Source organism: Xylophilus sp. ASV27 (assembly GCF_016428875.1).
GTDB lineage: Bacteria > Pseudomonadota > Gammaproteobacteria > Burkholderiales > Burkholderiaceae_C > Xylophilus.
Genome location: NZ_JAELTO010000024.1, coordinates 1 through 24,800 on the forward strand (window position 1 = coordinate 1; position 24,800 = coordinate 24,800).

Annotated in this window: 27 protein-coding genes, 1 other RNA gene and 1 riboswitch; of the genes, 17 read left to right on the forward strand and 11 right to left on the reverse strand. The window is 71.3% G+C overall.

What is annotated here, in order from left to right; all coding sequences use genetic code 11:
- A partial coding sequence (locus tag JHD63_RS07325; protein ID WP_198970094.1) for a putative bifunctional diguanylate cyclase/phosphodiesterase occupies nucleotides 1-1,180 on the forward strand: 1,180 nt, incomplete at its 5' end.
- Nucleotides 1,181-1,222: 42 nt separating this feature from the next.
- Here the strand turns inward: JHD63_RS07325 and ssrS are convergent.
- From ssrS to JHD63_RS07335, 3 genes are all read right to left on the reverse strand, one after another.
- A non-coding RNA gene (gene ssrS / locus JHD63_RS25270) (6S RNA) lies at nucleotides 1,223-1,403 on the reverse strand.
- A 193-nt stretch (nucleotides 1,404-1,596) separates the two neighbouring features.
- Complete coding sequence (locus JHD63_RS07330) at nucleotides 1,597-1,917, reverse strand: cell division protein ZapA (RefSeq protein ID WP_198970095.1); 321 nt, start codon at nucleotides 1,915-1,917, stop codon at nucleotides 1,597-1,599.
- Nucleotides 1,914-2,150: a cell division protein ZapB gene (locus tag JHD63_RS07335; RefSeq protein WP_198970096.1), complete on the reverse strand. Its 237-nt coding sequence runs from the start codon at nucleotides 2,148-2,150 to the stop codon at nucleotides 1,914-1,916. Before JHD63_RS07335 ends, JHD63_RS07330 begins: the two co-directional genes overlap by 4 nt.
- A 92-nt stretch (nucleotides 2,151-2,242) precedes the next feature.
- Nucleotides 2,243-2,478: riboswitch (cobalamin riboswitch) on the forward strand.
- Nucleotides 2,479-2,569: 91 nt separating this feature from the next.
- Between JHD63_RS07335 and JHD63_RS07340 the strand changes: the two genes are divergently transcribed.
- From JHD63_RS07340 to JHD63_RS07400, 13 genes are read left to right on the forward strand one after another with little or no spacing between them, the layout of a single operon-like run.
- Nucleotides 2,570-4,399: a TonB-dependent receptor domain-containing protein gene (locus JHD63_RS07340; RefSeq protein WP_198970097.1), complete on the forward strand. Its 1,830-nt coding sequence runs from the start codon at nucleotides 2,570-2,572 to the stop codon at nucleotides 4,397-4,399.
- A 29-nt stretch (nucleotides 4,400-4,428) separates the two neighbouring features.
- A complete protein-coding gene (locus tag JHD63_RS07345; RefSeq protein ID WP_198970098.1) occupies nucleotides 4,429-5,010 on the forward strand; it encodes a bifunctional adenosylcobinamide kinase/adenosylcobinamide-phosphate guanylyltransferase in 582 nt (193 codons plus the stop codon).
- Nucleotides 5,007-5,873, forward strand: coding sequence for an ABC transporter substrate-binding protein (locus tag JHD63_RS07350; RefSeq protein ID WP_198970099.1), 867 nt, complete (start codon nucleotides 5,007-5,009; stop codon nucleotides 5,871-5,873). Before JHD63_RS07345 ends, JHD63_RS07350 begins: the two co-directional genes overlap by 4 nt.
- A 1-nt stretch (nucleotide 5,874) precedes the next feature.
- A complete protein-coding gene (locus JHD63_RS07355; RefSeq protein ID WP_198970100.1) occupies nucleotides 5,875-6,903 on the forward strand; it encodes a FecCD family ABC transporter permease in 1,029 nt (342 codons plus the stop codon).
- 11 nt (nucleotides 6,904-6,914) lie between these two features.
- Nucleotides 6,915-7,568 (forward strand): MarC family protein, encoded by a 654-nt coding sequence (locus tag JHD63_RS07360; protein WP_370590415.1) that lies wholly within the window; start codon nucleotides 6,915-6,917, stop codon nucleotides 7,566-7,568.
- The gene (locus JHD63_RS07365) at nucleotides 7,568-8,338 is read left to right on the forward strand and encodes an ABC transporter ATP-binding protein (protein ID WP_198970101.1); all 771 of its coding nucleotides are present in this window, start codon (nucleotides 7,568-7,570) and stop codon (nucleotides 8,336-8,338) included. The genes JHD63_RS07360 and JHD63_RS07365 overlap by 1 nt, the downstream gene beginning before the upstream one ends.
- An 18-nt stretch (nucleotides 8,339-8,356) precedes the next feature.
- Nucleotides 8,357-8,926 carry a cob(I)yrinic acid a,c-diamide adenosyltransferase gene (cobO, locus tag JHD63_RS07370; RefSeq protein ID WP_198970102.1) on the forward strand — a complete coding sequence of 190 codons (570 nt, stop codon included), beginning with the start codon at nucleotides 8,357-8,359 and terminating at the stop codon, nucleotides 8,924-8,926.
- 45 nt (nucleotides 8,927-8,971) lie between these two features.
- Nucleotides 8,972-10,465: a hypothetical protein gene (locus JHD63_RS07375; protein WP_233167758.1), complete on the forward strand. Its 1,494-nt coding sequence runs from the start codon at nucleotides 8,972-8,974 to the stop codon at nucleotides 10,463-10,465.
- Between the two features lie 26 nt (nucleotides 10,466-10,491).
- Complete coding sequence (gene cbiB / locus JHD63_RS07380) at nucleotides 10,492-11,427, forward strand: adenosylcobinamide-phosphate synthase CbiB (protein WP_198970135.1); 936 nt, start codon at nucleotides 10,492-10,494, stop codon at nucleotides 11,425-11,427.
- Nucleotides 11,415-12,410 (forward strand): aminotransferase class I/II-fold pyridoxal phosphate-dependent enzyme, encoded by a 996-nt coding sequence (locus JHD63_RS07385; RefSeq protein ID WP_198970103.1) that lies wholly within the window; start codon nucleotides 11,415-11,417, stop codon nucleotides 12,408-12,410. Before cbiB ends, JHD63_RS07385 begins: the two co-directional genes overlap by 13 nt.
- 31 nt (nucleotides 12,411-12,441) lie before the next feature.
- A complete protein-coding gene (locus JHD63_RS07390; RefSeq protein ID WP_198970104.1) occupies nucleotides 12,442-13,002 on the forward strand; it encodes an NYN domain-containing protein in 561 nt (186 codons plus the stop codon).
- On the forward strand, nucleotides 12,999-14,486 hold the full coding sequence (locus JHD63_RS07395; RefSeq protein ID WP_198970105.1) for a cobyric acid synthase: 1,488 nt from the start codon (nucleotides 12,999-13,001) through the stop codon (nucleotides 14,484-14,486). Before JHD63_RS07390 ends, JHD63_RS07395 begins: the two co-directional genes overlap by 4 nt.
- A 24-nt stretch (nucleotides 14,487-14,510) precedes the next feature.
- Entirely contained in the window at nucleotides 14,511-14,750 is a 240-nt protein-coding gene (locus JHD63_RS07400; RefSeq protein ID WP_198970106.1) for a helix-hairpin-helix domain-containing protein, read from the forward strand.
- A 14-nt stretch (nucleotides 14,751-14,764) separates the two neighbouring features.
- Here the strand turns inward: JHD63_RS07400 and JHD63_RS07405 are convergent, their stop codons facing one another.
- The 6 genes from JHD63_RS07405 to JHD63_RS07430 form a co-directional block, all read right to left on the reverse strand.
- Nucleotides 14,765-16,141, reverse strand: coding sequence for a sensor domain-containing protein (locus tag JHD63_RS07405; protein WP_198970107.1), 1,377 nt, complete (start codon nucleotides 16,139-16,141; stop codon nucleotides 14,765-14,767).
- Between the two features lie 50 nt (nucleotides 16,142-16,191).
- Entirely contained in the window at nucleotides 16,192-17,124 is a 933-nt protein-coding gene (locus tag JHD63_RS07410) for an NAD(P)-dependent oxidoreductase (protein ID WP_198970108.1), read from the reverse strand.
- Entirely contained in the window at nucleotides 17,121-17,807 is a 687-nt protein-coding gene (locus JHD63_RS07415; RefSeq protein WP_198970109.1) for an RraA family protein, read from the reverse strand. The genes JHD63_RS07410 and JHD63_RS07415 overlap by 4 nt, the downstream gene beginning before the upstream one ends.
- Nucleotides 17,808-17,848: 41 nt before the next feature.
- The gene (locus JHD63_RS07420) at nucleotides 17,849-18,838 is read right to left on the reverse strand and encodes a Bug family tripartite tricarboxylate transporter substrate binding protein (protein ID WP_198970110.1); all 990 of its coding nucleotides are present in this window, start codon (nucleotides 18,836-18,838) and stop codon (nucleotides 17,849-17,851) included.
- A complete protein-coding gene (locus JHD63_RS07425; RefSeq protein WP_198970111.1) occupies nucleotides 18,835-19,749 on the reverse strand; it encodes an amidohydrolase family protein in 915 nt (304 codons plus the stop codon). The genes JHD63_RS07420 and JHD63_RS07425 overlap by 4 nt, the downstream gene beginning before the upstream one ends.
- Before the next feature lie 109 nt (nucleotides 19,750-19,858).
- Nucleotides 19,859-20,854 (reverse strand): Bug family tripartite tricarboxylate transporter substrate binding protein, encoded by a 996-nt coding sequence (locus JHD63_RS07430; protein ID WP_198970112.1) that lies wholly within the window; start codon nucleotides 20,852-20,854, stop codon nucleotides 19,859-19,861.
- A gap of 109 nt (nucleotides 20,855-20,963) precedes the next feature.
- Here JHD63_RS07430 and JHD63_RS07435 point away from each other — a divergent pair, with 109 nt between their 5' ends.
- Entirely contained in the window at nucleotides 20,964-21,743 is a 780-nt protein-coding gene (locus JHD63_RS07435; RefSeq protein WP_198970113.1) for an IclR family transcriptional regulator, read from the forward strand.
- A gap of 682 nt (nucleotides 21,744-22,425) precedes the next feature.
- A complete protein-coding gene (locus JHD63_RS07440) occupies nucleotides 22,426-22,896 on the forward strand; it encodes a CHRD domain-containing protein (protein ID WP_198970114.1) in 471 nt (156 codons plus the stop codon).
- 51 nt (nucleotides 22,897-22,947) lie between these two features.
- On the opposite strand, the gene nth is transcribed toward JHD63_RS07440, so the two are convergent.
- Both nth and JHD63_RS07450 read right to left on the reverse strand, forming a co-directional pair.
- Entirely contained in the window at nucleotides 22,948-23,589 is a 642-nt protein-coding gene (nth, locus tag JHD63_RS07445; RefSeq protein ID WP_198970115.1) for an endonuclease III, read from the reverse strand.
- The gene (locus tag JHD63_RS07450) at nucleotides 23,586-24,044 is read right to left on the reverse strand and encodes an Lrp/AsnC family transcriptional regulator (RefSeq protein WP_198970116.1); all 459 of its coding nucleotides are present in this window, start codon (nucleotides 24,042-24,044) and stop codon (nucleotides 23,586-23,588) included. Before JHD63_RS07450 ends, nth begins: the two co-directional genes overlap by 4 nt.
- Nucleotides 24,045-24,137: 93 nt before the next feature.
- Between JHD63_RS07450 and JHD63_RS07455 the strand changes: the two genes are divergently transcribed.
- On the forward strand, nucleotides 24,138-24,752 hold the full coding sequence (locus JHD63_RS07455) for a LysE family translocator (RefSeq protein WP_198970117.1): 615 nt from the start codon (nucleotides 24,138-24,140) through the stop codon (nucleotides 24,750-24,752).
- Nucleotides 24,753-24,800: the final 48 nt, after the last annotated feature.

Here is a 24,800-nt window from a genome sequence, read left to right on the forward strand (position 1 = left end):
CCTGGACCTGGACCGCTTCAAGAACATCAACGATTCGCTCGGACACCAGTTCGGCGACCGGGTGCTGGTGAAGGTGGCCGAGCGCATCGAGGGCTGCCTGCGGCTGGCCGACACGCTGTGCCGGCTCGGAGGTGACGAGTTCGTGATCCATCTCCACCACGCCGACGCCGCCTCGGCGGAGGTGGTGGCGCGCCGCATACTTGAAGCCATGGGCCAGCCGTTCGAGCTGGACGACATGCACTTCTCGATCAGTTGCAGCATCGGCCTGGCCCTGTACCCGCAGGACGGCTCCACGCTGGACGACCTGGTGCGGCACGCCGACACCGCGATGTTCAGGGTCAAGGAGCACGGTCGCGGCAGCTACCGTTTCTACCAGCCGCAGATGAACTCCAACCTGCTGGCGCGCATGAAGCTCGACCATGCGATGCGGCAGGCCATGGAGGAAAAGCGCTTCATGCTGCACTACCAGCCGCAGATCCACATAGGCAGCGGCGAACTGGTCGGCGTCGAGGCGCTGATCCGCTGGACCGACCCAGAACTGGGCGCCATCTCCCCGGGCGTTTTCATTCCTCTGGCAGAGGAGTCCGGCTTCATCGTGTCCATCGGCGCCTGGGTGCTGGAGGAGGCGGTGCGCCAGGCCGCGGTCTGGCAGCGCGCCGGCCAGGCGGTGCCGGTGTCGGTCAACGTCTCGGCGCTGCAGTTCCGACAGGCGGACTTCGTGGATCGCGTGGCAGCGGCCATCGATGCGTCGAGCCTTGCTCCGTCATTGCTGGAGCTGGAGCTCACCGAGTCCATCCTGCTGCAGGGGGCGGACGAGGCGCTTGAGCGACTGCACGCGCTGGCGGCGCTGGGCGTGCGGCTGGCCATCGATGATTTCGGCACCGGCTACTCCAGCCTGGCCTACCTCAAGCGTTTCCCGATCCATCGGCTCAAGATCGACCAGTCCTTCGTGCGCGGCCTGCCCGACGACGAAAGCGACCGCGCCATCGTCAGCGCCATGACCAGCATGGGCGCCGCGCTGCGCTTCCAGATGGTGGCCGAAGGCGTGGAGACGCAGGCCCAGCACGACTGCCTGCAGGCGCTGGGGTGCGAGCTGTTCCAGGGGTTCCTGTGCGCTCCCGGCCTGCCGGCCGATGTCCTGACGGAGCGCATGCAGGTGCGGCCGTTCATGGCGCAATGAGAACAACGCCGTGCGGGTCGGTGACCGGCACGGCGTTGGGAATAGGCGTCTGCGAATGCCACCGGACCGGCATCCTGAACCGGGGGTTCAGGTGGGCGAGGGCAACCAAGCATTGGGTTCATCTGACGCGAGATGATCACGCTTGCCAGGCAATGTACCAAGCCCGTGCTCAGTGAGCATTGGTTCAAGGAAATATAAAGCCCGGCGAGCACCGCAGACGGCTCCATTGTAGAGCCGTCTGGCTGCATGACCTAGGGCAACGCTGAATAAGTCCGCGTGGTGGCGCGCGCCCTGGTGTGGGATGGGATGCAAGGCGCAAACCGCAGCCATAGCCGCAGCTATGGCGAGGATTTGCAACGCCGCAGACCGCCCACAGCAGGGATGCGCGACACGCGAGGGGCTTGTTCAGCGTTGCCCTAGAGCAGCCGCCCGTCGCCCAGCGCATCGTCCAGGCGGCGCAGCAGTTGGGTCCAGCGCGCGCCGTCCTCGTCGTCGCCCGGAGGCGCCGCGGCCGGGGTGATGGACGGTGGCGCCTGTGCCCGGTCGGCCACGTCGAATGCCAGGTTGAGCGCGGCCAGCACCGCGATGCGGTCCCGGGCGCGTACCTTGCCGGCGTCGCGGATGCGCTGCATGGTGGCATCCACGCGCTCGACCGCGGCGCGCAGCCGCGCTTCACCGCCCTCGGGGCAGCCCAGCAGGTAGCTTTGCCCCATGATCTGTACTTCGAGCTGCTTCATGTGTCGTTGCCGGGGCCGGGTGCCGGAGCGATGAGGTCGGCCGGAAGCCGCTCCAGCAGCGCGTCGATGCGGGCGCGGGCCGCGCGCAGACGCGACTTGAGCGAGTCCCGTTCCTGGGTCAGGGCCGCCACCTGCTGCGCCAGCAACTGGTTGGTGCGCTGCAGCTCCGCATGGCGCAGCAAGAGGCGCTCGACGCGTTCAGCGACCTGGTCGACGGTTGCGGGGCTGGGCATAGGCCGGCAGATTGTAGGTGTCTGCCATGGTTTGATGCATTCGGCCTGCCGCTGGAGTGTGCAATGGTTCTCGGAACAGGCGGCAAGGTGCGCCTACAATCCTGCCCGTTGGTGCTCGCGGCCTGGTTCACAGGGCGCAGTTCAACGGGAAGCAGGAGGGCGCGCCGGTGATGGGCGCCTGACCTGCGCTGCCCCCGCAACGGTCAGCGGACGAATCGCAAGATTCCGCACCCCCTACACAGCCACTGGGCGCACTGAACACGTGCCTGGGAAGGCGGGGGTTGTCGATTCCGCCAGCCCGGATACCGGCCAACGAGGTGGACGCGCGCGCCCAAGCTCCGGCGACGTTGCGCGCGTCCGTGACGCCCACAGACTGGCGGGGAGGCCGGTCAGGGGTTTACATGCTCTGCTCCTTTCCGATGAGAACCCGTTTTTCCTGCCTGCGCGCCGCCGCGCTGCCCCTGGCCCTGGCCGCCGCATTTCCCCTGCATGCGCAGAACGCCGCCATCGCGCCCGAACTTGCCGCGACCGTGGTCACGGCCACGCGCGTGGCCCAGCCGCTGTCCGACCTGGTGGCCGACGTGTCCATCGTCGACCGTGACAGCATCGAGCGCAGCGGCGCCGCCGGCGTGGCCGACGTGCTGGCGCGCCTGCCGGGCGTGGAGATCACGCGCAACGGCGGCCCGGGCACTTCCACCAGCGTGTTCCTGCGCGGCGCGGAGTCGCGCTTCACGGCGGTCTACATCGACGGGGTGCGCGTCGATTCCCAGTCCACCGGCGGGGCGCCCTGGGAGCAGATCCCGCTGTCGCAGATCGACCGCATCGAGGTGCTGCGCGGCCCTGCGGCGGCGGTGTACGGTTCGGACGCGATCGGTGGCGTGATCCAGCTCTTCACCCGCAAGGGCGAGGGCGGGCCCGCGCCTTTCGTCGGGATCGGCGTCGGCAGCCACGGCACCTCGCGCGCGGAAGCCGGCATCAGCGGTGCAGGCGGCGTGGACGGCGCCTTCGACTACTCGCTGGGCGTGGCGCATGAGGAAAGCTCCGGCTTCAATGCCCGCCCGATCGCCGGCCAGAACCCGGACAAGGACGGCTACCGCAGCAACTCCTTCAACACCAGGCTGGGCCTGCGCATCGACGCGCGCCAGCGCATCGACGCCACCTTGCTGGCCAACAACCTCAACTCGCAGTACGACAGCAGCCCGAAGGCCGACGACCGCAGCCTGAACCGGCTGCGCACCGCCGGCCTGGGCTGGACCGCGCAGTGGACCGACGCCTGGAAGACGCGCGTGCAGGTCACCGATTCCAGCAGCCGCTACCAGACCACGCCCTCGCCGTACCTGACCCTCACCGACCTGCGCGGCTACCTGTTCCAGAACGAATTGCGCTTCGGCGCGCATCTGGTGACGGCGGCCCTGGAGCGGCGCGAGGACCACCTGAAGAACGCGCCCATCGACCGCGGCCGGCATCAGGACGGTCTGGCGCTGGGCTATGGCTTCACGCAGGGGGCGCACACGCTGCAGCTCAATGCGCGGCACGACAAGGACAGCGAGTTCGGCGGCAAGACCACCGGCAGCGCGGCCTACGGCTTCGCCTTTGCGCCGAACTGGCGCGCCACCGCGTCGGCCGGCACCGCCTTCCGCGCGCCCACGCTGTACCAGCGCTTCAGCGACTACGGCGTGGCCACGCTGCAGCCGGAGAGCAGCCGCAACCTGGAGGCCGGCCTGCGCTGGAGCCAGGGCGGCAGCAGCGCCGGCGTGGTCGCCTACCGCAACCGCGTGAGCAACGTCATCACCTTCGCCGGCGCCGGCGCCTGCCCATCTCCGTTCGGCTGCTATGCGAACGTGGCGCGGGCCGAGTACAAGGGTGTGACCTTCTCGGGCGAGCAGCGCCTGGGCGACGTCGCGCTGCGCGGCTCGCTGGACTTCCAGGACCCGCGCGACCTGGCGACCGACAAACTGCTGGCGCGCCGCGCACGCCGGCACGGCACGCTGGGCGCGGACACGCGCATCGCCGGCTGGACGGTGGGCGCCGAGGCGCAGTTCTCCGCCAGCCGATTCGACAACGCCGCCAATACGCAGCGCCTGGGCGGCTATGCGCTGCTCGGCCTGTACGCCAGCACGCGCCTGTCGCGCGACTTCACGCTGCAGGCGCGCATCGACAACCTGGCCGACAAGGACTACCAGCTGGCCCGCAACTACGCCACCCCGGGCCGCGTCGCCTTCGTCAGCCTGAAGTGGATGCCGCAGTAGGCAGGGCGCGCGCGCCTTGGACGACGGACGTGAACCCTGCGAGCGAACTGGTGCTGGGCGGTCAGAAGAGTGGCAAGTCGCGCCGTGCCGAGCAACGCGCCGAGGCCTGGCTGGCGGCGTCGCCCGGGCGCCGGGCGGTGTTCATCGCCACGGCCCAGCCCTGGGACGAGGAAATGCGCCTGCGCATCGAACGCCACCGCCAGGACCGCGCCGAGCGCCTGCCGCGCATGGCGACGGTCGAGGCGCCGCGCCGCCTGGCCGAAGCCATTGCGGCGCATGATTACCCGCATACGCTGCTGGTGGTGGACTGCCTCACGCTGTGGCTGACCAACCTGATGATGCCCCTGCACCCAGAATCTGAAGAAAAAGTGCCTGAAGCCCAGGTGATACCTGGGCATGTAGCTATGCTTTTGGTAGCAATAGGGCAGGCAAGGGGCCCGCTGGTGCTGGTCTCCAACGAGATCGGCCTGGGGGTGGTGCCGATGGGGCGCGAGGTGCGCGCCTTCGTCGACATGCTGGGCCAGACCAACCAGCGCGTGGCCGCGGCCTGCCGGCGCGTGACGCTGATGGCGGCCGGGCTGCCGCTCGTCTTGAAGGACGATGCTCCATGAAAACCGCTCTGCGCTGGCTGCTGCTGGCGCTGTGCCTGCACGCCGCCGCCGCGCGGGCGCTCAGCGTCCGCGATGACCGCGGCCGCGCGCTGCGGTTCGAGCACGGCCCGCAGCGCATCGTGAGCCTGCTGCCCTCGCTCACCGAAAGCGTCTGCGCGCTGGAGCAGTGCCAGCGCCTGGTGGGCGTGGACCGCTATTCCAACTGGCCCGAGAGCGTGCGCCGGCTGCCGGTGGTGGGCGGCGGCCTGGACCCCAACATCGAGGCCATCGTCGCGCTCCAGCCCGACGTGGTGCTGCTGGCCACGTCCTCGCGCGCCAGCGAACGGCTGGAGGCGCTGGGCGTGAAGGTGCTCGCGCTCGAACCCAAGACCCATGCCGACGTGCGCCGCGTGCTGTCGAAGCTGGCGCAACTGCTGGAGCTGCCGGACGAGCGCGCGGCGCAGCTCTGGCGCGTGATCGATGCCGGCGTGCAGGCCGCGGCGCAGTCGCTGCCGCCGCGCGCGCGGCAGGCGCGGGTGTATTTCGAGGTGAGCCGCGGGCCGTATGCGGCGGGCGAATCGTCCTTCATCGGCGAGACGCTCTCGCGCCTGGGCGTGCGCAACGTGGTGCCGGCGGCGCTCGGTCCGTTTCCGCGGCTCAACCCGGAGTTCGTGGTGCGCGCCCACCCCGATGTGATCATGATCGGCAACCGCAGCATGCAGGCCGCCGTGCCCTACCCGGGCTGGGGCGGCATGCGCGCGATCCGCGAGCAGCGCATCTGCGTGTTCGGGCCGGAGGACTCCGACGTGGTGGTGCGCCCCGGGCCGCGCATGGCCGAGGCGGCGCGGCTGATGGCGCAGTGCATCGCCGAGAAGGCGCCCTAGCATGATGCCGCGCACCCGCCGCCGCGCCGCGCTGCTGGGCAGCGCCCTGTTCGTGCTGGCCCTGGTGCTGCTGGCGCTGGGCGCGGCGGTGGGCAGCACCGGCCTGGACAGCCTGCGCGCGATGCGCGAAGACCCGGTCGCCTGGCAGATCGTGCGCGACATCCGCCTGCCGCGCACCGTCGGCGGCTGGATCGTCGGCGCGCTGCTCGGGCTGGCCGGCGCGGTGGCGCAGGGCCTGTTCCGCAATCCGCTGGCCGACCCGTACCTGCTGGGCAGCGGCTCGGGTGCGTCGCTGGGGGCCGCGCTGGCGCTGCTGGCGGCCGGGCTGTCGCCGGCCGCGGCCATGGCCAGCGGCTGGTGGCTGCAGGTGGGCATCACCGGCGCGGCCTTTGCCGGCGCGGTGCTGGCGGTGATGCTCACGCTGGCCCTGGCGCGCGGCGCGCAGCACACGCTGCGGCTGCTGCTGGGCGGCGTCATCGTCGGCGTGGTGCTGGGCGCGGCCAAGGACCTGGTCACGCTGGCGGCGCCGGAGATCCTGCAGTCCATGCAGGGCTTCACGCTGGGCAGCACCAGCTTCCTGGGCTGGCAGGCGGTCGCGCTGATGGCGCTGGTGCTGGCGCTGTGCGCGGGCGCATCCTGGCTGCTGGCGCCGGTGCTCGACGGCCTGAGCCTGGGCGAGGCCACGGCCGCCAGCCTGGGGCTGCCGCTGCCGCGCCTGCGCGCCGCGCTGGTGGCGGTGCTGGCGCTGGCCACCGCCACGGCGGTGGCGCAGGCCGGGCTGATCGCCTTCGTCGGCCTGGCCGCGCCGCACCTGGTGCGGCCGCTGCTGCGCTCCACCCATGGCGCGCTGCTGCTGCTGTCGGCCGGCATGGGCGGCGCGCTGCTGATGGCCGCCGACCTGCTCGCGCGCTGGCTGCTGGCGCCGCAGGAACTGCCGGTGGGCGTGCTCACCGCGCTGCTGGGCGGCGGCTACCTGCTGTGGCTGATGCACCGGCGCGGCATGGCGCGCAGCGGGGCGCGGGTCAGTTAAGGTATGCGCCCATGAGTACATCGATGGATCTGATCAAGCCGCTGGTCACGCTGGTGGCCATCGTCAACCCGCTGGCCATCGTGCCCTTCTTCATCCACTACACCCAGGGCTACAGCGACGCGCAGCGCCGCCGCACGGTGCGCATGTCGGCCTTCAGCGCGTTCGTGGTCATCGCGGTCAGCGCGCTGCTCGGGCTGCAGCTGCTGTCCTTCTTCGGCATCTCCATCGCCAGTTTCCAGGTCGGCGGCGGCATGCTGCTGCTGATGAGCTCCATGTCCATGCTCAACGCCAAGCCGGCCGAGAGCCAGACCAACGCCGACGAGCTGCGCGCCACCGAGGTGAAGGCCTCGATGGGCGCCTCCATCGCGGTGGTGCCGCTGACCATCCCGCTGCTCACCGGCCCGGCCGCGATCTCGACCGTGGTGATCTATGCCGACAAGGCGCAGCACCTGTGGGAGCTGGCGCTGCTGGTCGGCTATGGCGTCGTGGTGGCGCTGGCGACCGCGCTCGCCTTCTCGCTGGCGCAGCCGATTGCGCGCGTACTCGGCAAGACCGGCATCAACATCATGACGCGGCTGATGGGCCTGATCCTGGCCGCGCTCGCGGTCGAGGTGATGGCCGACGGGCTCGGCAAGCTGTTCCCGATCCTGTCGAGGGCATCCTGATGCGCGCGGCCGCGCTGCAGGCGCGCGCCGTGCAGGCGCGGCTGGGCCGGGCCGAGGTGCTGCACGGCATCGACCTGGCGCTGCCCGCCGGCCGCTGGACCAGCATCGTCGGCCCCAACGGCGCGGGCAAATCCACGCTGCTCAAGCTGCTGGCGGGGCTGGTGCCCTGCAGCGGCGGCGCGGTCGCGCTGCAGGGCCGGCCGCTGGCGCAGTGGCCTGGCAGCGCGCGCGCGCGCGAGGTGGCCTGGCTCGGCCAGGGCGAGGGCGGCGCGGACGACCTGAACGCCTACGACGTCGCCATGCTCGGCCGGCTGCCGCACCGGCCCTGGCTGGCGCCGCCGGGCCCGGCCGACCATGCGGCGGTGGAGCGCGCGCTGCGCGCAACGCACGCCTGGGACTGGCGCGATCGCGCGCTGGGCGAGCTCTCCGGCGGCGAGCGCCAGCGCGTGCTGCTGGCGCGCGCGCTGGCGGTGGAGGCGCCGGTGCTGCTGATGGACGAACCCCTGGCCAATCTCGACCCGCCGCACCAGGCCGACTGGCTGGCCGCCGTGCGCCGGCGCGTGGATGCGGGCGGCACCGTCGTCAGCGTGCTGCACGAGATCGGTTTCGCGCTGCAGGCCGACGAGGTGGTGGTGCTGCAGGCCGGGCGCGTGGCGCATGCCGGCGCCGCCGCCGACGCCGCCACGCACCGCGCGCTGGAGGCGGTGTTCCAGAACCGCATCGCCATCCTGGCCGTGCAGGGCCAGTGGGTGGCGCTGCCGCGCCCCTGAAACATCCGAGGACACCCCATGCAGATCGAAACCCCGCCCTCCGTCAAGCCCTACGAGAAGCCCGAGGGCGAGCGCCGCGGCCTGGTGCTGGTGAACACCGGCGACGGCAAGGGCAAGAGCACGGCCGCCTTCGGCCTGGCGCTGAGGGCGCATGGCCGCGGCAAGGCCGTGAAGATCTACCAGTTCATGAAAGTGCCGAGCGCGCGCTTCGGCGAGCACCGCATGTTCGAGCAGATCGGCATCCCGATCGAGGGGCTGGGCGACGGCTTCAGCTGGAAGAGCCAGGACCTGGAGCGCAGCGCGCAACTGGCGCGCGAGGGCTGGGCGCGGGCGCGCGCGGCGATCCTCTCGGGCGCATACTTCCTGGTGGTGCTCGACGAGATCACCTATCCGCTGATCTACGGCTGGCTGCCGCTGCCGGCGGTGCTGGAGACCCTGCGCGAGCGCCCCCGCGACGTCCACGTAATGCTGACCGGACGCCGCTGCCCGCCCGAGATAATCGCGCTGGCCGACACCGTGACCGAGATGCAGATGATCAAGCATGCGTTCAAGGCCGGCATTCCCGCACAGCGGGGCATCGAGGACTGAGCCGCCTCGCTGCCCGCGTTTTTTCCGAAGGCAACCGCAGCGCATATGGGTATGAAGAAGGTCGTGGTCAGCCTGCACCAGATGCTGGGCGTGGTCCTGGCCTTGCTGCTGCTGGCCTGGATGGTGGGCGGCCTGGTGCTGCACTTCGTGCCTTTCGGCGCGTCGGTCCTGGCCGAGCGCCTGACCGCGCTGCCGCCGTTGCAGGCGCTGCCCGGCTGCTGCCTGACCGCGCAGCAGGCCGCCCGGCGCGCCGGCCTGCTGGCCACCGAGGGCCGCCTGAGCCTGCACGGCGGCGTGCCGGTGTGGCGCCTGCTGGTCCGCGAGCCGGGCAGTGACGATGCGCCGCGCTGGACGGTGCTCGATGCGCGCAGCGCCGCCGCGCTGCCGCCCCTGTCCGAATCCCAGGCCGCCGCGGTGGCCGAGGCCTTCAGCGGCCGGCGCATGCTGCAGACGGACTGGCTCGACAGCGATCCCTGGACCCGCTCCCCGGAGCTCGATCCCTACCGGCCGCTGGTCAAGGTCACGCTCGACGGTGACGACGGCCTGCAACTGTACGTCTCCGTCGGCGCGGCCGAGGTGGTGCGCAGCACGCGCTTGGCCGAGCGCTTCTGGTCCCGGCTGGGCAGCGCGCCGCATTGGCTCGACCCCACCGTGCCGCGGTCGCCGGCGCGGCCCTGGCACCAGATGGTCGTCGGGCTGCTGCTGGCCGCCGCCACTCTGGCTCTGGGCCTGGGCCAGTTCCTGCTGTACCGGCTCGGCTGGATTCCCGCGCGGGCCGGCCTGCGCTGGTACCAGCTCGCCGGGCTGGTGGCCGTGGCCTGCGCGCTCAGTTGGATGTTCACGGGGTCGCTGGACATGGAGCAGGACTTCGGGGCGACGCCTCTGGCGCGCGCGATGCCGTCCGCCGAGGCCACGCTCGACCCCAGCCGGGCATTGGCGCAGGCGCAGTTGCGCGGCATCGCGGTGCGCGAACTCGACCTGCTGCAGGTGGCCGGCCAGGCCTGGTACCTGCTGCGCGAGGCAGGACGGCGGCAGATGCTGCTGCGGGCCGATGCCGGCGCCTCCCTGGAGCCCTTGCCGGTGCTGCCCGAGGCCACGGTGGCGCGGGCGCTGAGCGCGCTGCGCCCGCAGTCCGGCGCCCCCTCGCTGCGCCGCCTCGACGCCTATGACGAGCAGTACTACCTCTGCCATCGCGCCTGGATCTGCCGCCAGCAGGAGCGGCCGCTGCCGGCGTGGCGCGCCGACTGGGCCGACGGCGCGCGCGCCTACGCCGACCCGGCCTCGGCCCGCGTGCTGCTGAACAGCCCTGCGCCCGCAGCCTTGCCGCGCTGGCGCTACCCCGGCCTGCACGGCCTGACGGAGGTGCCGCCGTGGGCGCGCGCCGGGCTGTGCCACGGCGTGGTGCTGGGCCTATCGCTGCTGGGCCTGGGGCTGTGCCTGGGCGTGCTCGCGGCCGCCTGGCAGGCGCTGCGGCCGGGCCTGCCGGAGCGCCGGCAGCCCGCGGCAGGCAGCCCCGGCGCCGGGACGCTGGCATCGTGAACGGCCTGCTGCCGGCCGGCGCCTGGATGGCGCTGGTGCCGCCGCTGGCACTGCTGGTGGACCGCCTGTGGGGCGAGCCGCGCGCGGCCTGGCACCCGGTGGTGTGGATCGGGCACTACCTGGGCCGTGCCGGGCGCCGCATCGCGCCGGCCGCCGGCAGCGTGCCGCCGTCGCCCGACTACCGGCGCCTGCTGCTCGGCGCGCTGGCCTGGTGGGCGGGCGCCGCGACCGTCTGGTGCGTGGCGGCCGTGGTGCAGCAGGGGGTGTCGCGGCTGCCTGGCTGGGTGGCGCTGCCGCTGCTGGCACTGCTGCTCAAGCCCCTGCTCGCCTGGCGCATGCTGCGCGAGGAAGTGGCGGCGGTCGAAGCCGCGCTGGCGCAATCGCTGGCTGCCGGCCGCGCCCGGCTCGCGCGGCTGGTCAGCCGCGACGTGAGCGCGCTGTCGGCGGCCGAGGTGCGCGAAAGCGCCATCGAGACGCTGGCGGAGAACCTCAACGACTCGGTGCTCGCGCCGCTGTTCTGGTTCGTGCTGCTGGGCCTGCCCGGCGCCGCGCTCTACCGCTTCGCCAACACCGCCGACGCCATGTGGGGCTACCGCGGCCGCTGGGAATGGGCCGGCAAGTGGGCCGCCTGGGCGGACGACCTGCTGTCCTGGCTGCCCGCGCGCATCACGGCCGCGCTGTTGCTGCTGGGCGCCCCCGCTGCCGCATGGCGCGCGCTGCCGGCCGAGGCGCGCCGCACCGCCTCGCCCAACGGCGGCTGGCCCATGGGCGCCATGGCGCTGCGGCTGGGCGTGCGCCTGGGCAAGCCCGGGGTCTATGTGCTCAACCCGGCGGCGCGCGAGCCGGATGCCGGCGACGTCGCCCGTGCCGGGAAATATGCATCAAAAGTGGTTGTAGCCCATGTAATACCTGGGGTGTTAGCTATTGTTTTGATAGTGATGAGCCGCGCATGGTGGCCGTGAGCGGGGCCGCGCTCCCGCGCCGCGCGCACGGCGGCCCCGACGCCGCGGGCGCCGCGCCATTCGACTTCTCGACCAATGCCAATGCCTGCGGCCCCTGCCCGCAGGCGCTGGCGCGGGTACAGGCAGCCGATGCCACCCGCTACCCCGACCCGGCCTACCAGGCGCTGCGCGAGCGCCTGGCCGCGCGCCACGGCGTGGCGCCCGCGCGCATCGTGCTGGCGGCCAGCGCCAGCGAAGCCATCTTCCGCCTCACGGCCCGCGCCGCGCAGCGCGGCCTGCGCCGGGTGGCGCTGCCGGCGCATGCCTATGGCGACTATGCGCATGCGGCCCAGGCCTGGGGCCTGGACGTCGAGCCTGGCCCAGGGGAGGGCGCCGTGCTGCGCTGGCAGTGCGACCCGTCCAGCCCGCTCGGCCAGCCCGACCCGCCCGGGCCCGGCGGCCTGCGCGTGCTCGACCGCGCCTACGCGCCCCTGCGTCTGAGCGGCGCGGACCCGTGGAGCCGCGCCGCGCTGGAGCCGGTCTGGCAGCTCTGGAGCCCGAACAAGGCGCTGGGCCTGACGGGCGTGCGCGCCGCCTACCTGGTGGCGCCCGAGGGCGGCGGGGGCGAGGCCGCCGCACTGGAGCGGCTGGCCCCGTCCTGGCCGCTGGGCGCGCACGGCGTGGCCCTGCTGCAGGCCTGGTGCGAGCCTGCCGTGGCGGCCTGGCTGGCGCAGAGCCTGGCCACGCTGCGCTCATGGAAGGCGCAGCAGCAGGCGCTGTGCACCGGTTTTGGCTGGACCTGCCTGCCCAGCGAAGCCAACTTCTTCTGCGCCCGGGTGCCGGGCGGTGGGACGGCGCCGCTGCTGCGGCGGCTGCGCCGGGCCGGCGTCCGGCTGCGCGACGCCGCCTCCTTCGGCCTGCCGGGCCACGTGCGCCTGGGGGTGCTGCCGCCGCAGGGGCAGGCCGCGCTGGCGGCGGCGCTGCGGGCGGAGGGCGCGCCGTAAGATCAGGCTTTCCATTCGCAGAAAGTCCGACGTGGCCCAGGCCGACAGCGACAACCCCCGCTCCGTAGCCCTGTACTGGGACTTCGAGAACCTGCACGCCAGCCTGTTCGAGGAGCGCTACGGCGAGGGCGCCTATGGCCGGCCCGACGGGCGCTTCCGGCTGCAGGAGCCGCTGGTGGACGTGCCGGCCGTGCTGGAGCGCGTGGCCGCCTTCGGGCCCATCGCCATCCATCGCGCCTACTGCAACTGGCAGTTCTTCGGCCGCTACCGCGACGCGCTGCTGCAGGCCTCGATGGAGCTGGTGCAACTGTTCCCGCCGGGCGCCTCGGCCAAGAACGGCGCCGACATCCAGCTGTGCCTGGACGCGGTGGACGACCTGCAGCGCCACGCGCACATCGGCACCGTGGTGGTGGTCGGCGGCGACAGCGACTTCATGCCGGTGTCGCACCGCATCAAGGCCGCCGGCCGCAGCCTGGTGGGCATCGGCACGCGCAAGTCCACCAACCGGCACTGGGCCAGGAGCTGCCATGCCTTCCTGTACTACGACGACTGGGCCACGCCGCCGCCCGCGGATGGCGCGGCCCCGCCATGACGGCGCGCTGCGTGATGGTGCTAGGCACCACCAGCGGTGCGGGCAAGAGCTGGCTGGCCACCGCGCTGTGCCGCTGGTATGCCGACCAGGGCTGCAAGGTCGCGCCCTTCAAGGCGCAGAACATGAGCAACAACGCGCGCGTGGTCGCCGGCCCGGGCGGCGTCTACGGCGAGATCGGCAGCGCCCAGTACTTCCAGGCGCTGGCCGCGCGTGCCGTGCCCGACGTGCGCATGAACCCGCTGCTGCTCAAGCCCGAGGCCGACACCCGCAGCCAGGTCGTGCTGCTGGGCCAGGTCAGCGATGAGCTGTCGCGCCTGCCCTGGCGCGGCCGCAGCGCGCGCGTCTGGCCCGTGATCGCGCAGGCGCTGGACGCGCTGCGCGAGGAGAACGACGTCGTCGTCATCGAAGGCGCGGGCTCGCCGGCCGAGATCAACCTGCACGCCAGCGACGTCGTCAACATGCGCGTGGCGCGCCATGTCCATGCCGATTGCCTGCTGGTGGCCGACATCGACCGCGGCGGCGCCTTTGCCCACCTGTACGGCACCTGGGCGCTGCTGCCGCAGGACGAGCGCGCCCACCTCAAGGGCTTCGTGCTCAACAAGTTCCGGGGCGACGCCGCGCTGCTGGCGCCCGGCCCCGAGATGCTGCAGCAGCTCACCGGGGTGCCCACGGTGGCCGTCATCCCCATGCAGTGGCGGCACGGCCTGCCCGAAGAGGACGGCCTGTTCGATGAGCGTGCGAGCAGCGGCGGCGGCGTGGTCCACACCCGCATTGCCGTCGTCGCCTATCCGCGCATCAGCAACCTGGACGAATTCCAGCCGCTCAAGAACATGCCCGGCGTGCGCCTGCAATGGGTGCGCAGCCCGGCAGAGCTGCAGGGCGCCGACTGGATCGTGCTGCCCGGCTCCAAGGCCACGGCGGCCGACCTGGCCTGGCTGCGCGCACAGGGCCTGGACCAGGCCATCAACGCCCACGCCGCCGCGGGCGGCCGGGTGCTGGGCGTCTGCGGCGGCCTGCAGATGCTGGGAGAGGCGCTGGTCGATCCGCACGGCATCGACGGCAACGCGCCCGGCCTGGGCCTGCTGCCGCTGGTCACCGTGTTCGAGCCAGCCAAGACCGTGCGCCCGGTGCGCACTGCGTTTGGCGCGCTCGGCGGCGCCTGGAGCGCGCTCTCGGGGGTGGCGGTGCAGGGCTACGAGATCCACCACGGACAGACCGCCCAGCACCCCGCGATGGCCGCCGCCGGCGACCTGGCGCACGCCGCCATGCCCGACGGGCTGGCCTGGCGCAACCAGCGCGGCAACGTGCTCGGTGTCTACCTGCACGGCCTGTTCGAGGACGGCGCCGTGCTGCAGGCGCTGTTCGGCACCGGCGTGCCGACGCTGGACAGCGTGCTCGATGGGCTGGCGCGCGGGGTGGACGAATGGTTCGAACCCGGAGTGCTGCGGGGCATGCAGGCAGAGGCCGCCTGCGCGCCTGCATGAAATTCAACGTCACAAGGAGAATGCATGGGTTTTTCATTGGAAGAGCGCGCCGCGCTGCTGGGCGTCAAGGGCGTGGGCCCCACGGTCGTGGCACGGCTGGAGCAGATGGGCTTCATATCGCTCGCGCAATTGGGCAAGGCCAACGCGCTGGACATCGTGTCCAGGGCGTCGGAGATCGTGGGTTCCTCCTGCTGGAAGAACAGTCCGCAGGCCCGGGCGGCGATTCAGGCCGCCATCGCACTGGCGCGGTCCCGCGGCTCCTGAGCGTCAATTGAGCGTCAACTGATGGCCGGAACTGCGGGCGCCGCCAGTTGCACCCGGTTGCCTCCCTGCCGCTTGGCCTGGTACATGGCCTGGTCGGCCTGCAGCATCAGCTGCCGCTCGTCCACGCCGTGCTCGGGATACAGCGCCATGCCGATGCTGGGCGATATCCGTACCGGCTCTCCGGCCAGATCGAAGGGTTCGCCGAGGGCCGCGCGGATTTTCTCGGCCACCTGCAGGGCCTGCTCCATCCGGTGCAGACCGACGAGCAGCACCAGGAATTCGTCGCCGCCGATGCGGCCGACCGTATCGGACTCGCGCAGGCAGCGCTGCAGGCGGCGCGCGGCCTGCTGCAGCAGCAGATCGCCGGCGGCGTGGCCGAGCCGGTCGTTGACCGGCTTGAAGCGGTCCAGGTCGAGGTAGAGCAGCGACAGCCGCGCGCCGTTCTGCCGGGCCTGCACGAGCGCCGCCTGCAGGCGCTCGTGCAGCACGCTGCGGTTGGGCAGGTCCGTCAGCGGGTCATGGCAGGCGGCGTGCCGCAGGCGCGCCTCCGACTGCTTGCGCTCGATGGCCGCGGCGACCTGCAGCGACACGAACTGCAGCAGTTCCACATCCCCCCCGGTGTAGCGCGCCACGCCCGCGCCGCTTTGCACCACCAGTGCGCCGATGGTGCCCTGCTGGCCTTTGAGCGGCACGCCCAGCCAGTTCGGCAGATCGTCCGCGGGGCCGGACTGGAGCGACTGCCCGGGCGCGGCCGTGCCGCCGGGCGTCAGCAGCAGCGCCTGCCCGCTGCGGATGACCTGGGCGCAGAGGGCGTCGGCTTGCGGCTGCCGCGGGCCGGGCGCGGTGTCGCCCTCGTGGGCGCGGTAGGGCACGGTCAGCTCGCCGGTGGTCCCGTCATGCAAGGCAATGAAGAAGTTGGCCGTGGTCAGCAGGCCCCCGATGACGCGGTGGATGCGTTCGAACAGGGCGAGCAGGTCCCCGGCGGAGTGGGCCGCTTCGGAAATGGCATACAGCGCCGAGCGCATGGATTCGTCGCGCCTGCGCTGCGTGACGTCGCGCGCCACGGCCACGCGCAACTGCTGCGCCTCCGACCAGTGGGCCGACCACATGATGTGGGCGACGCGCCCGTCCTTGCGCAGGTAGCGGTTTTCGAAGTGGGGCTGGTGCGTGCCGGCCAGGATCTCATCCACGGCCTGCAGCGTACGGGCGCGGTCCTCGGCGTAGACGAAGCCGAGCATGGGCTGGCCCACCATCTCGTGCGGTGGGTAGCCGAAAATGCGTTCACCCGCGGCGCTCACGAAGACGAAGAAGCCCTGTGCATCGACGACGCAGACGGCGTCGAGCAGCAGGTCCAGGACGGTGGGCAGGAGGGCGTCGCTGATTTTTTTCATGCAGCAGCGATGGTAGTGGCCGTTGCCGCAACGTGCGCCCCGCGCAGTGTTCAGGCCCCAGCCGTGGCCGGCTGGCGAGCCAGCACGCCCAGCAGGTTGTTCGCGGCGGCGACGCCCATGTTCACGTAGGCGTCGCTGGTGACGCCGCCGATGTGCGGACTCAGCACGAAGCGCGGCTCGCCCTGGAAAGGGTGGCCGGCCGTCATGGGCTCGACCGCGAAGCTGTCCAGGCCCGCGGCCATCACCTGGCCCGAGCGCACGGCTGCCAGCAGCGCCGCCTCGTCGATGAGGCCGCCGCGCGCGGTGTTGACCACGATCACGCCGCGCTTGCACCGCGCCAGCGTGTGGGCATTGAGCATGCCGCGGTTGTCATCGGTCAGCGGACAGTGCAGCGAGATCGCGTCGGATTCGCGCCAGACCGTCTCCAGATCCACGGCCTGCACATAGGGGGGCAGGTTCTGCGCGAATGGGTCGAAGCCGATCACGCGCATGCCCAGTGCATCGGCCATGCGCGCAAAGCGCAGGCCGATGGCGCCCAGGCCCACCAGGCCGATGGTGCGGCCGCCCAGCTCCAGGCTCTTGTGCGTGGCCTTGTCCCAGTGGCCGGCGTGCATGCGTGCGTCGAGCGGCACCACCGACTTGGCGCAGGCCAGCAGCAGCGCCAGCGCCTGCTCGGCCACGGCCGCGGCATTGGCGCCGACGGCGGCCACCACCTCGATGCCGCGCGCCCGGGCCGCGGCCTTGTCGATGGTGTCGGTGCCGCTGCCGTGCTTGGAGATCACGCGCAGCGAAGGCGCGGCGTCCATCACCGCGGCGCCGACCTTGCCGTAGCGCACGATGATCGCCACCGGGTCGTGCGCGCGGCACAGCGCCACCAGGTCGGCTTCGGTCGGCGTCCTGCCGGCGTAGACGATCTCGTAGTCCTTGAGCAGGTCGAGCGCCTGCTGCGCCAGGTCGGCGCCCGTGACGACGATGCTGCTCACAGTGCTTCGCCTTCCTTCAGCACGCCGGCGGCGCGCAGGGCGGCGGGCAGCCACTTCGACGCGGTGTCGCCGCGTGCGATGGCGTCGAGGCGGGCGGCCTCGTCGGCCACCTTCTTGTCGGCCAGCGCGAGCATGGCGGACGCCTTCTCGCGCTCGATGACCACCACGCCGTCGGCGTCGGCCACGATCAGGTCGCCGGGATTGACGACGGTGCCGCCGGCGGAGATCGGGTGGTTGATGCGGCCGGGCGCGAGCTTGGTCGGGCCGGCCGGGTTGAAGCCGGCGCTGAAGACCGGCAGGCCCAGTTCCAGCAGCTCGGCGCGGTCGCGGATGGCGGCATCGACCACCACGCCGGCGATGCCGAGCTTCTTGCAGGCGCTGAGCATCAGCGTGCCCATCAGCGCGGCGGTCTGGTCGCCCTTGCCGTCGACGACGATCACGTCGCCGGGCCTGGCCAGTGCGATCGCGGCATGGATCATCAGGTTGTCGCCGGGGCGCACTTCCACGGTGAAGGCGGGGCCGGCCAGCCGCATGCCATGGTGCACCGGCGCCACGCGGCCATGCATGGTGCCGCGCCGGCCGGCGACGTCGGCCAGGATGGCGGCCTGGAAGGTGCCGGCCTTGGCGACGACGTCGGCGCAAACGCGATCGATGTCACGGATGATGTCGGGGAGATTGCTCATGGTGTCTGTGGTGAGTGCGTGGTTGGGATGGGAGGGCGGAATCACTCGGCCTTGATGTTTCCGTCGCGGATGACCTTGGCCCACTTGGCCGAATCGGCCTTCTGCAGGTCGCCCAGCTGGCGCGGCGTGCCGCCGACCAGGGTCACGCCGAGCTTGTCGGCCAGGGCCACGATGGCGGGGTCTGTCAGCGACTTGGCGATCTCTGCGTTCAGCCGCTGCACGATGGGGGCGGGCGTCTTGGCGGGCGCGAACACGGCCTGCCATTGCTCGACCACGAAGTCCTTCATGCCGGCCTCGCCCATGGTGGGCACGTCGGGCAGGGCCTTCAGGCGTGCGGCCGAAGTCACGGCCAGCGCCCGCAGCTTGCCGGCCTGCACGTGCGGCAGCGCCGCGGCGGCGGGGGCGAACATGAAGTTGACCTGCTCGGCCAGCGTGTCCTGCAGCGCCGGCGTGTCGCCCTTGTAGGGCACGTGGATGAACTGGGTGCCGGTCTGCTGCTTGAGCAGCTCGCCCTGCATCTGCAGGATGGTGCCGTTGCCGCCCGAGGCAAAGGCCAGCGTGCCAGGCGCCGCCTTGGCCGCGGCGACCAGGTCGGCCACCGTGCGGTAGGGCTGCCTGGCGCCCACCACCAGGATGTGCGGAATGGTGCCGATGGTGATCACCGGCTCGAAGCCCGCGATCGGGTCATACGGCAGCTTACCCATCAGGTGCGGCGCAATGGCCTGCGGGCCGATGGAGGTGCCCAGCAGCGTGTAGCCGTCCGGCGCCGCCTTGGCAACGTAGGCCGCGCCGATGGTGCCGGTGGCACCGGCCTTGTTGTCGACGATGACGTTGGTGCCCAGCGCCGTGCCGATGCGCTGCGCCACGTTGCGGCCCAGCACGTCGGTGCTGCCGCCCGGCGGGTAGGGCACGACCCAGGTGATGACGCGGCCGCTGGGCCAGTCGCCCTGCGCCAGCGCGGAGCCGGTGGCCAGCAGGCCGCAGGCGCCCGCCAGCAGGCGGCGGCGCAGCGGGGAGGGAAGTGTGCTCATGGTGATGTCTCTGATGAAGGGAGCGGGGGAAATCCGTAGAGCGCCTGCGGGTTGTCCACCTGCACGCGTTGCAGCACGGCGCTGCTGCCGGCCCATTGCGCGAGCCGGTCAATCTGCCGCGCGTCGTCGGGCAGCGGCTGCACGCCGGCGGAGGCCGTGGCATGCGGCCAGTCGCTGCCCCACAGCACGCGCTCGGGGGCCACGTTCAGATAGCTGCGGGCCAGTGCATCCAGGTCAGGGTCTTCGACCGAATGCGTGCTGCTCACGATGTAGCCGCCGGACAGCTTGATCCAGGCGCGGCCCTGCCCCAGCAGCTCCAGCAGCAGTGCGTGGGCCGGGTGGCGCCCAGCCTGTGAGGGATTGATGCGGCCCAGGTGGTCGAACACCAGCGGCACCGGCAGGCGCCGCAGCGTGTCCCCCAGGCCGGCCAGCAGCTCAGGCGCCATCAGCAGTTGCAGGTGCCAGCCCAGCTCGGCTATGCGCTGCGCCAGGGGCTCCAGCATGTCGACCGTGTTGGCCACGCCCAGCGACAGGTTGCAGCGGATGCCGCGCACGCCCAGTGCATCGAGCCGGCGCAGCTCGGCATCGCTCTCGCGGCCATCCATCACCGCCACGCCACGCGCCTGCGCCCCCAGCGCCGCCAGCCCATTCAGCATGCAGCGGTTGTCGCTGCCGTAGGTGGACGGCGTAACCAGCACCGTGCGCGAAGTGCCAATGCGCCGCTGCAGCAACCGGTAGTCGGCTACCGAGGCATCCGGCGGCAGCAGCTTGGCGCCCGGCGCGCTTGGATAGCGACCGTCGTAGACATGCATGTGGCAGTCGCACGCGCCGGCTGGCAGCGCCGTTTTCGGCCGCTCAGTGCCGGCCGAAAACGGCACCGCGAAAGAGGCGTTGATTTGGTTCGGTGACATGAGTCAACCCCGGTCCATCCCCAAAACACCGCGGAACTGGCTTTGCCAGGCCGCAGGTGTTGCCCCCTGCAAGGGGGTTGGCGAAGACACGAAGTGCGTAGCCTGGGGGTTAGTCGATGCGCGCGCCCGAATCCCGCACGATCTGCCCCCAGCGCACGATGTCGGTCTTGAGCAGGGCCCCGAACTGTTCGGTGCTGCCGCCCAGGACGTCGCCGCCTTCGGACTTGAGCTTGGCGGCCACGTCGGGCTGCTTGAGCACCTTGTTGATCTCGGTGTTGAGCGTCTTCACGATGGCCGCGGGCGTGCCGGCCGGAGCCAGGATGCCGAACCAGGTCGAGGCGTCGAAGCCCGGGTAGCCGGATTCCGCCAGCGTGGGCGTCTGCGGCAGTTCGCTGGAGCGTGTGGCCGAGGTCACCGCAATCGCGCGCAGCTTGCCGTTGTTGACGTGGCCGAGCAGCGTGGGGACCGAGGACATGTAGATGTCGACCTGGCCGCTCATCACGTCGGTCATGGCCTGGGCCGCGCCCTTGTAGGGCACGTTCTGCATCTGGATGCCGGCGGCTTTCTTCACCTGTTCGCCCGAAAGGTGGGCCACCGTGCCGTTGCCGGAGAAGCCCAGGGTCAGCGCGTCCGGCTTGGCCTTGGCCGCGGCCACGATGTCGGCAAAGCTCTTGTAGCGGGACTGCGGCGGCACGACGATCGCGATCGGCGAGGAGGCCACCAGCACCACCGGCACCAGGTCCTTCAGCGGGTCGTAGGGCAGCTTGGGATAGAGCGTCGGGTTGACCGCGAGGTTGCTGGTCTGGCCCATCACCAGGGTGTAGCCGTCGGGCGCGGACTTGGCCACAGCATCGACGCCGATGTTGCCGCCGGCGCCGGGGCGGTTGTCGATGATGACCGTCCACTTGAGCGTGTCGGACAGTTTCTGGGCCACGGTGCGCGCCAGCAGGTCGGTGCCGCCGCCCGGAGGGAAGGGCACGATCAGCTTGATCGGCTTGTTGGGGTAGGGGGCCTGGGCCCAGGCGAAGGTGCCGGCGGTGGTGCTGGCCAGGGCAAGGCCAAGGGCGAGGGCCATGCGGCGGCTGGTTCCGGATCGGATGGGCATGCTTGTGTCTCCTTGAGGGCGCGCGGCCGGGTGCCGCGCGTCGGGTCGGACTGTAGAGTGGGGTTTCGATAGATACAATGAAGTTTCGACTGTCGAAACAAAGGCCAGCATGCGAAACACCTCCCATCCCGCATCCCAGATACCGGGCGGTATTGCAGACGAACCCAGTACCGGCAGCGTGGTGGCGGTGACGCGGGCGATGCAGCTGCTGGGTGCATTCGCTCTGGGCGAATCACAGCTGCCGCTGGCCGAGCTGAGCCGTCGATGCACCATGCACAAGACCACGGTGCTGCGCATCGCGCGCACGCTGGCCATGGCCGGCTACCTGGTGCAGTGCGAGAACGGCGAATGGCGCCTGGGCCCGGCGGCAGGCTGGCTGGGCGCGCGCTACCAGTCGGGCTTCGACGTGCAGAACGTGGTCGAGCCCATGCTGCGCGAGCTGTCGCACGCCACGGGCGAGAGTGCGGCGTTCTACGTGCGCGAAGGCGATTTCCGGACCTGTCTGGTGCGGGTCGAAGGGCCGCAGCCGTTGCGCCACCATGCCCGCATGGGGGAAGCGCTGCCACTGGACCGCGGCTCGCCCGGGCGGGTGATCCTGGCCTTCTCGGGCGAGCGCGGCGCGGTCTACGAGGCGATCCGCCAGCGCGGCTACCACCTGTCCATCGGCGAGCGCGAGAAGGACGTGGCCACCGTCTCCGCGCCGGTGTTCGGCCTGCACTGGCGCCTGCTGGGATCGGTCTGCATCTCGGGGCCCGCCTCGCGCCTGCCGGAGGACAAGCTCAATGCCCTCGCGCAGACCGTGATCGCGGCCGCCAACCGCCTGTCCTACAGCCTGGCCGGGGACCGCTCCACACAGACGCCCAAGGTGGTCTCGACCTGGCATCCTTGAACCACCCCCAGGCTGCGCGCTTCGCGTCTTCGCCCGCCCCCTCAAGGGGGCACATCCTGCGGACCGGCGAAGCCGGTTCCGCGGATGTTTGCGCATGGCCTGCTCTGCGGCCTTTCGTTCCTTTGGGTTTTAATCGCTGCGGGTGCTGCGTAGCGCGGTGCTGGGATGAGTCACCCCCAGGCTACGCGCTTCGCGTCTTCGCCCGCCCCCTGCGAGGGGGCTGAGCCCGTACACGAAAGGTCCGGTGGACCTTTCGTGACTGGCGAAGGGCCGGGCCGCTGGCCCGGCGCGGTCTGCAAGACCTCTCCTGCGGACCGGCGAAGCCGGTTCCGCGGATGTTTGCGCATGGCCTGCTGCGCGGCCTTTCGTTCCTTTGGGTTTTATTCGCTGCGGGTGTTGCGTCGCGCGGTGCTGGAATGGGACCACCCACAGGCTGCGCGCTGCGCGTCTTCGCCTTCTCCCTGCGAGGGGGCTGAGCCCGTACACGAAAGGTCCGGTGGACCTTTCGTGACTGGCGAAGGGCCGGGCCGCTGGCCCGGCGCGGTCTGCAAGACCTCTCCTGCGGACCGGCGCAGCCGGTTCCGCGGATGTCTGCCGATGGCCTGCTCCTCGGCCGTCTGGATCTTTGCGCCGCCTGCGGCGCAGCATGGAAGAATGGGGCACCGTGAAAGGAGTTCTCCGGATGAAAGCCATTGCTGCCCCATTCCGCCGCCTGTCCCTGCCGGCAGGGTTTGCCGTTGCGATTGCGCTCGCTGGCTGCGCGTCGTTGCAGCCGCCCGATCCCAATGCCCACCTGGCCACCTTCACGACCCGGCTGGCCGGGACCAACGAGGTGCCGCCCAACGGCAGCATGGGCACCGGCACGGTGGATGCCGTGCTGGACAAGAACACGCTGCTGCTGCGCTGGAAGCTGTCCTACGGCAACCTGAGCGGGCCGCCCACCATGGCGCATTTCCATGGCCCGGCGGAGATCGGCGCCAATGCCGGGCCGGTGATCACCTTTCCGCCGCCGCTGACCGCGGCCTACGACGGCCGCGCGACCCTGACTCCGGCGCAGGCGGCCGAACTGCTCGCGGGCAAGTGGTACGCCAACGTGCACACCGCGCGCTTCCCCGGCGGCGAGCTGCGCGGGCAGATGATCGAGCGCAAGTAGCTTTCCACGCCGCCCGCGGCGCACCAGTTCCACGGCTCGGAACTCGGGTGCTCATGCGGGGGCTGGTGTCTTGGGCCGGTAGTCGCAGTAGGGCGCCACGCCGCAGCGCCAGCACTGGGGCTTGCGCGCGACGCAGACGTAGCGGCCGTGCAGGATCAGCCAGTGGTGCGCATGCACCATGTAGGCAGGCGGCACGCGCTTGAGCAGCTTCAGTTCCACCTCCAGCGGCGTCTTGCCCGGCGCCAGGCCGGTGCGGTTGGCAACGCGGAAGATGTGCGTGTCCACCGCCATCGTCGGCTCGCCGAAGGCCACGTTGAGCACCACGTTGGCGGTCTTGCGGCCGACGCCGGGCAACTCCTCCAGCGCCTCGCGGGTGCGCGGCACCTCGCCGCCGTGCTTGTCGACCAGGATGCGGCAGGCGGCCATCAGGTTCTTGGCCTTGGTGCGGTACAGGCCGATGGTCCTGATGTAGCCCTCCAGCCCTTCGAGCCCCAGATCGAGGATCGCCTGCGGCGTGTTCGCCACCGGGTAGAGCCGGCGCGTGGCCTTGTTCACGCCCACGTCGGTCGCCTGCGCGCTCAGCAGCACGGCGGCCAGCAGCTCGAAGGGGGTGCTGTACTCCAGTTCCGTTTCGGGCGCCGGGTTGGCGGCCTGGAGCGTGGCGAAGAAGGCGGCGATGTCGGTTTTTTTCATGGCAGGGGGCGGCGTGGTCCGCGCCGCGGGACGGGCGTGGACATGATGATCGCGGTGCGCGTCTCGCCCCAGCGGTTGACGTCGCCGAGGAAGGATTCCAGCGCCGCCATGTCCGCCACGGCGACCGTCATCATGTACGAATCTGCGCCGGTGACATGGTGGCACTCCAGGACCTCGGCGCGTGTGCGCAGCACCTTGAGCAAGGCCTGCTTGTGCGGCTGGCCTGTGGTGATGCCGATGATGGCCTGCACCGGCAGGCCGAGCCTGGCGGGATCGAGGTCGGCATGCACGCCGCGGATGACGCCCGCGTCCTGCAGGCGCCTGAGGCGTTCGGCGGTCGCGGCAATCGACAGGCCGGCCGCCTTGGCGAGGGTCTTGAGCGGCGCGCGGCCATCGGCCTGCAGCGCTTCGAGCAGTTTCCAGGCTTTGGCGTCGAGTTGAAGGCTTTCGGTCATGGGCACGGTTTTCCATAAAAATTCCGGCGATAACCATGATATGCCGTAAAAATATGCTGCACCAAGCGAAAATGCCTGCGTACGATGAGCGGCATGGAATTGCTTGAAGTCTTCATGTCTTCGCTGCTGATCGGACTGTCGATCGCCGCGCCGGTCGGCCCCATCGGCGTGCTGACCATCCAGCGCAGCCTGGAGCAAGGCCCGCGCGCGGGGCTCGCCACCGGCCTGGGCGCCGCCGCGGCGGATGCCGTCTATGGCGCGATCGGCGCCTTCGGCGTGAGCTGGCTGATGCAGGCGCTGGCGGCGGTGCGCCTGCCGCTCGCCTTGTTCGGCGCCGGTTTTCTGCTTTGGATGGCCTGGACACTGGTGCGCGCGCCCGCGGCCAAACGCACGGCCGGTGCCGGGGCTGCGCGCAGCCTCTGGAAGTACTTTGCAAGCACGTTCGCGCTGACCTTGTCCAACCCGGCAACGATCCTCTCGTTCGCCGCGATCTTCGGCGCGATGGCCGGCCGCTCGGCCGTGACCTCACCCGCAACCATGGTCTCGGGCGTGCTGATTGGCTCGGCGATCTGGTGGCTCTGCCTCAGCAGCGTCGTCGGCCGGCTGCGCGAGCGCTTCGACCTGCGCTGGCAGCGCCGCGTCAGCCTGGGCAGCGCCACCGTGCTGGCGCTTTTTGCCGTGTGGCAGTTGACGTCGATCGCGTGGTGAGGGAATTTCAATAAAAAAGTGGCTGAAGCCCAGGTGTATCCTGGGCAT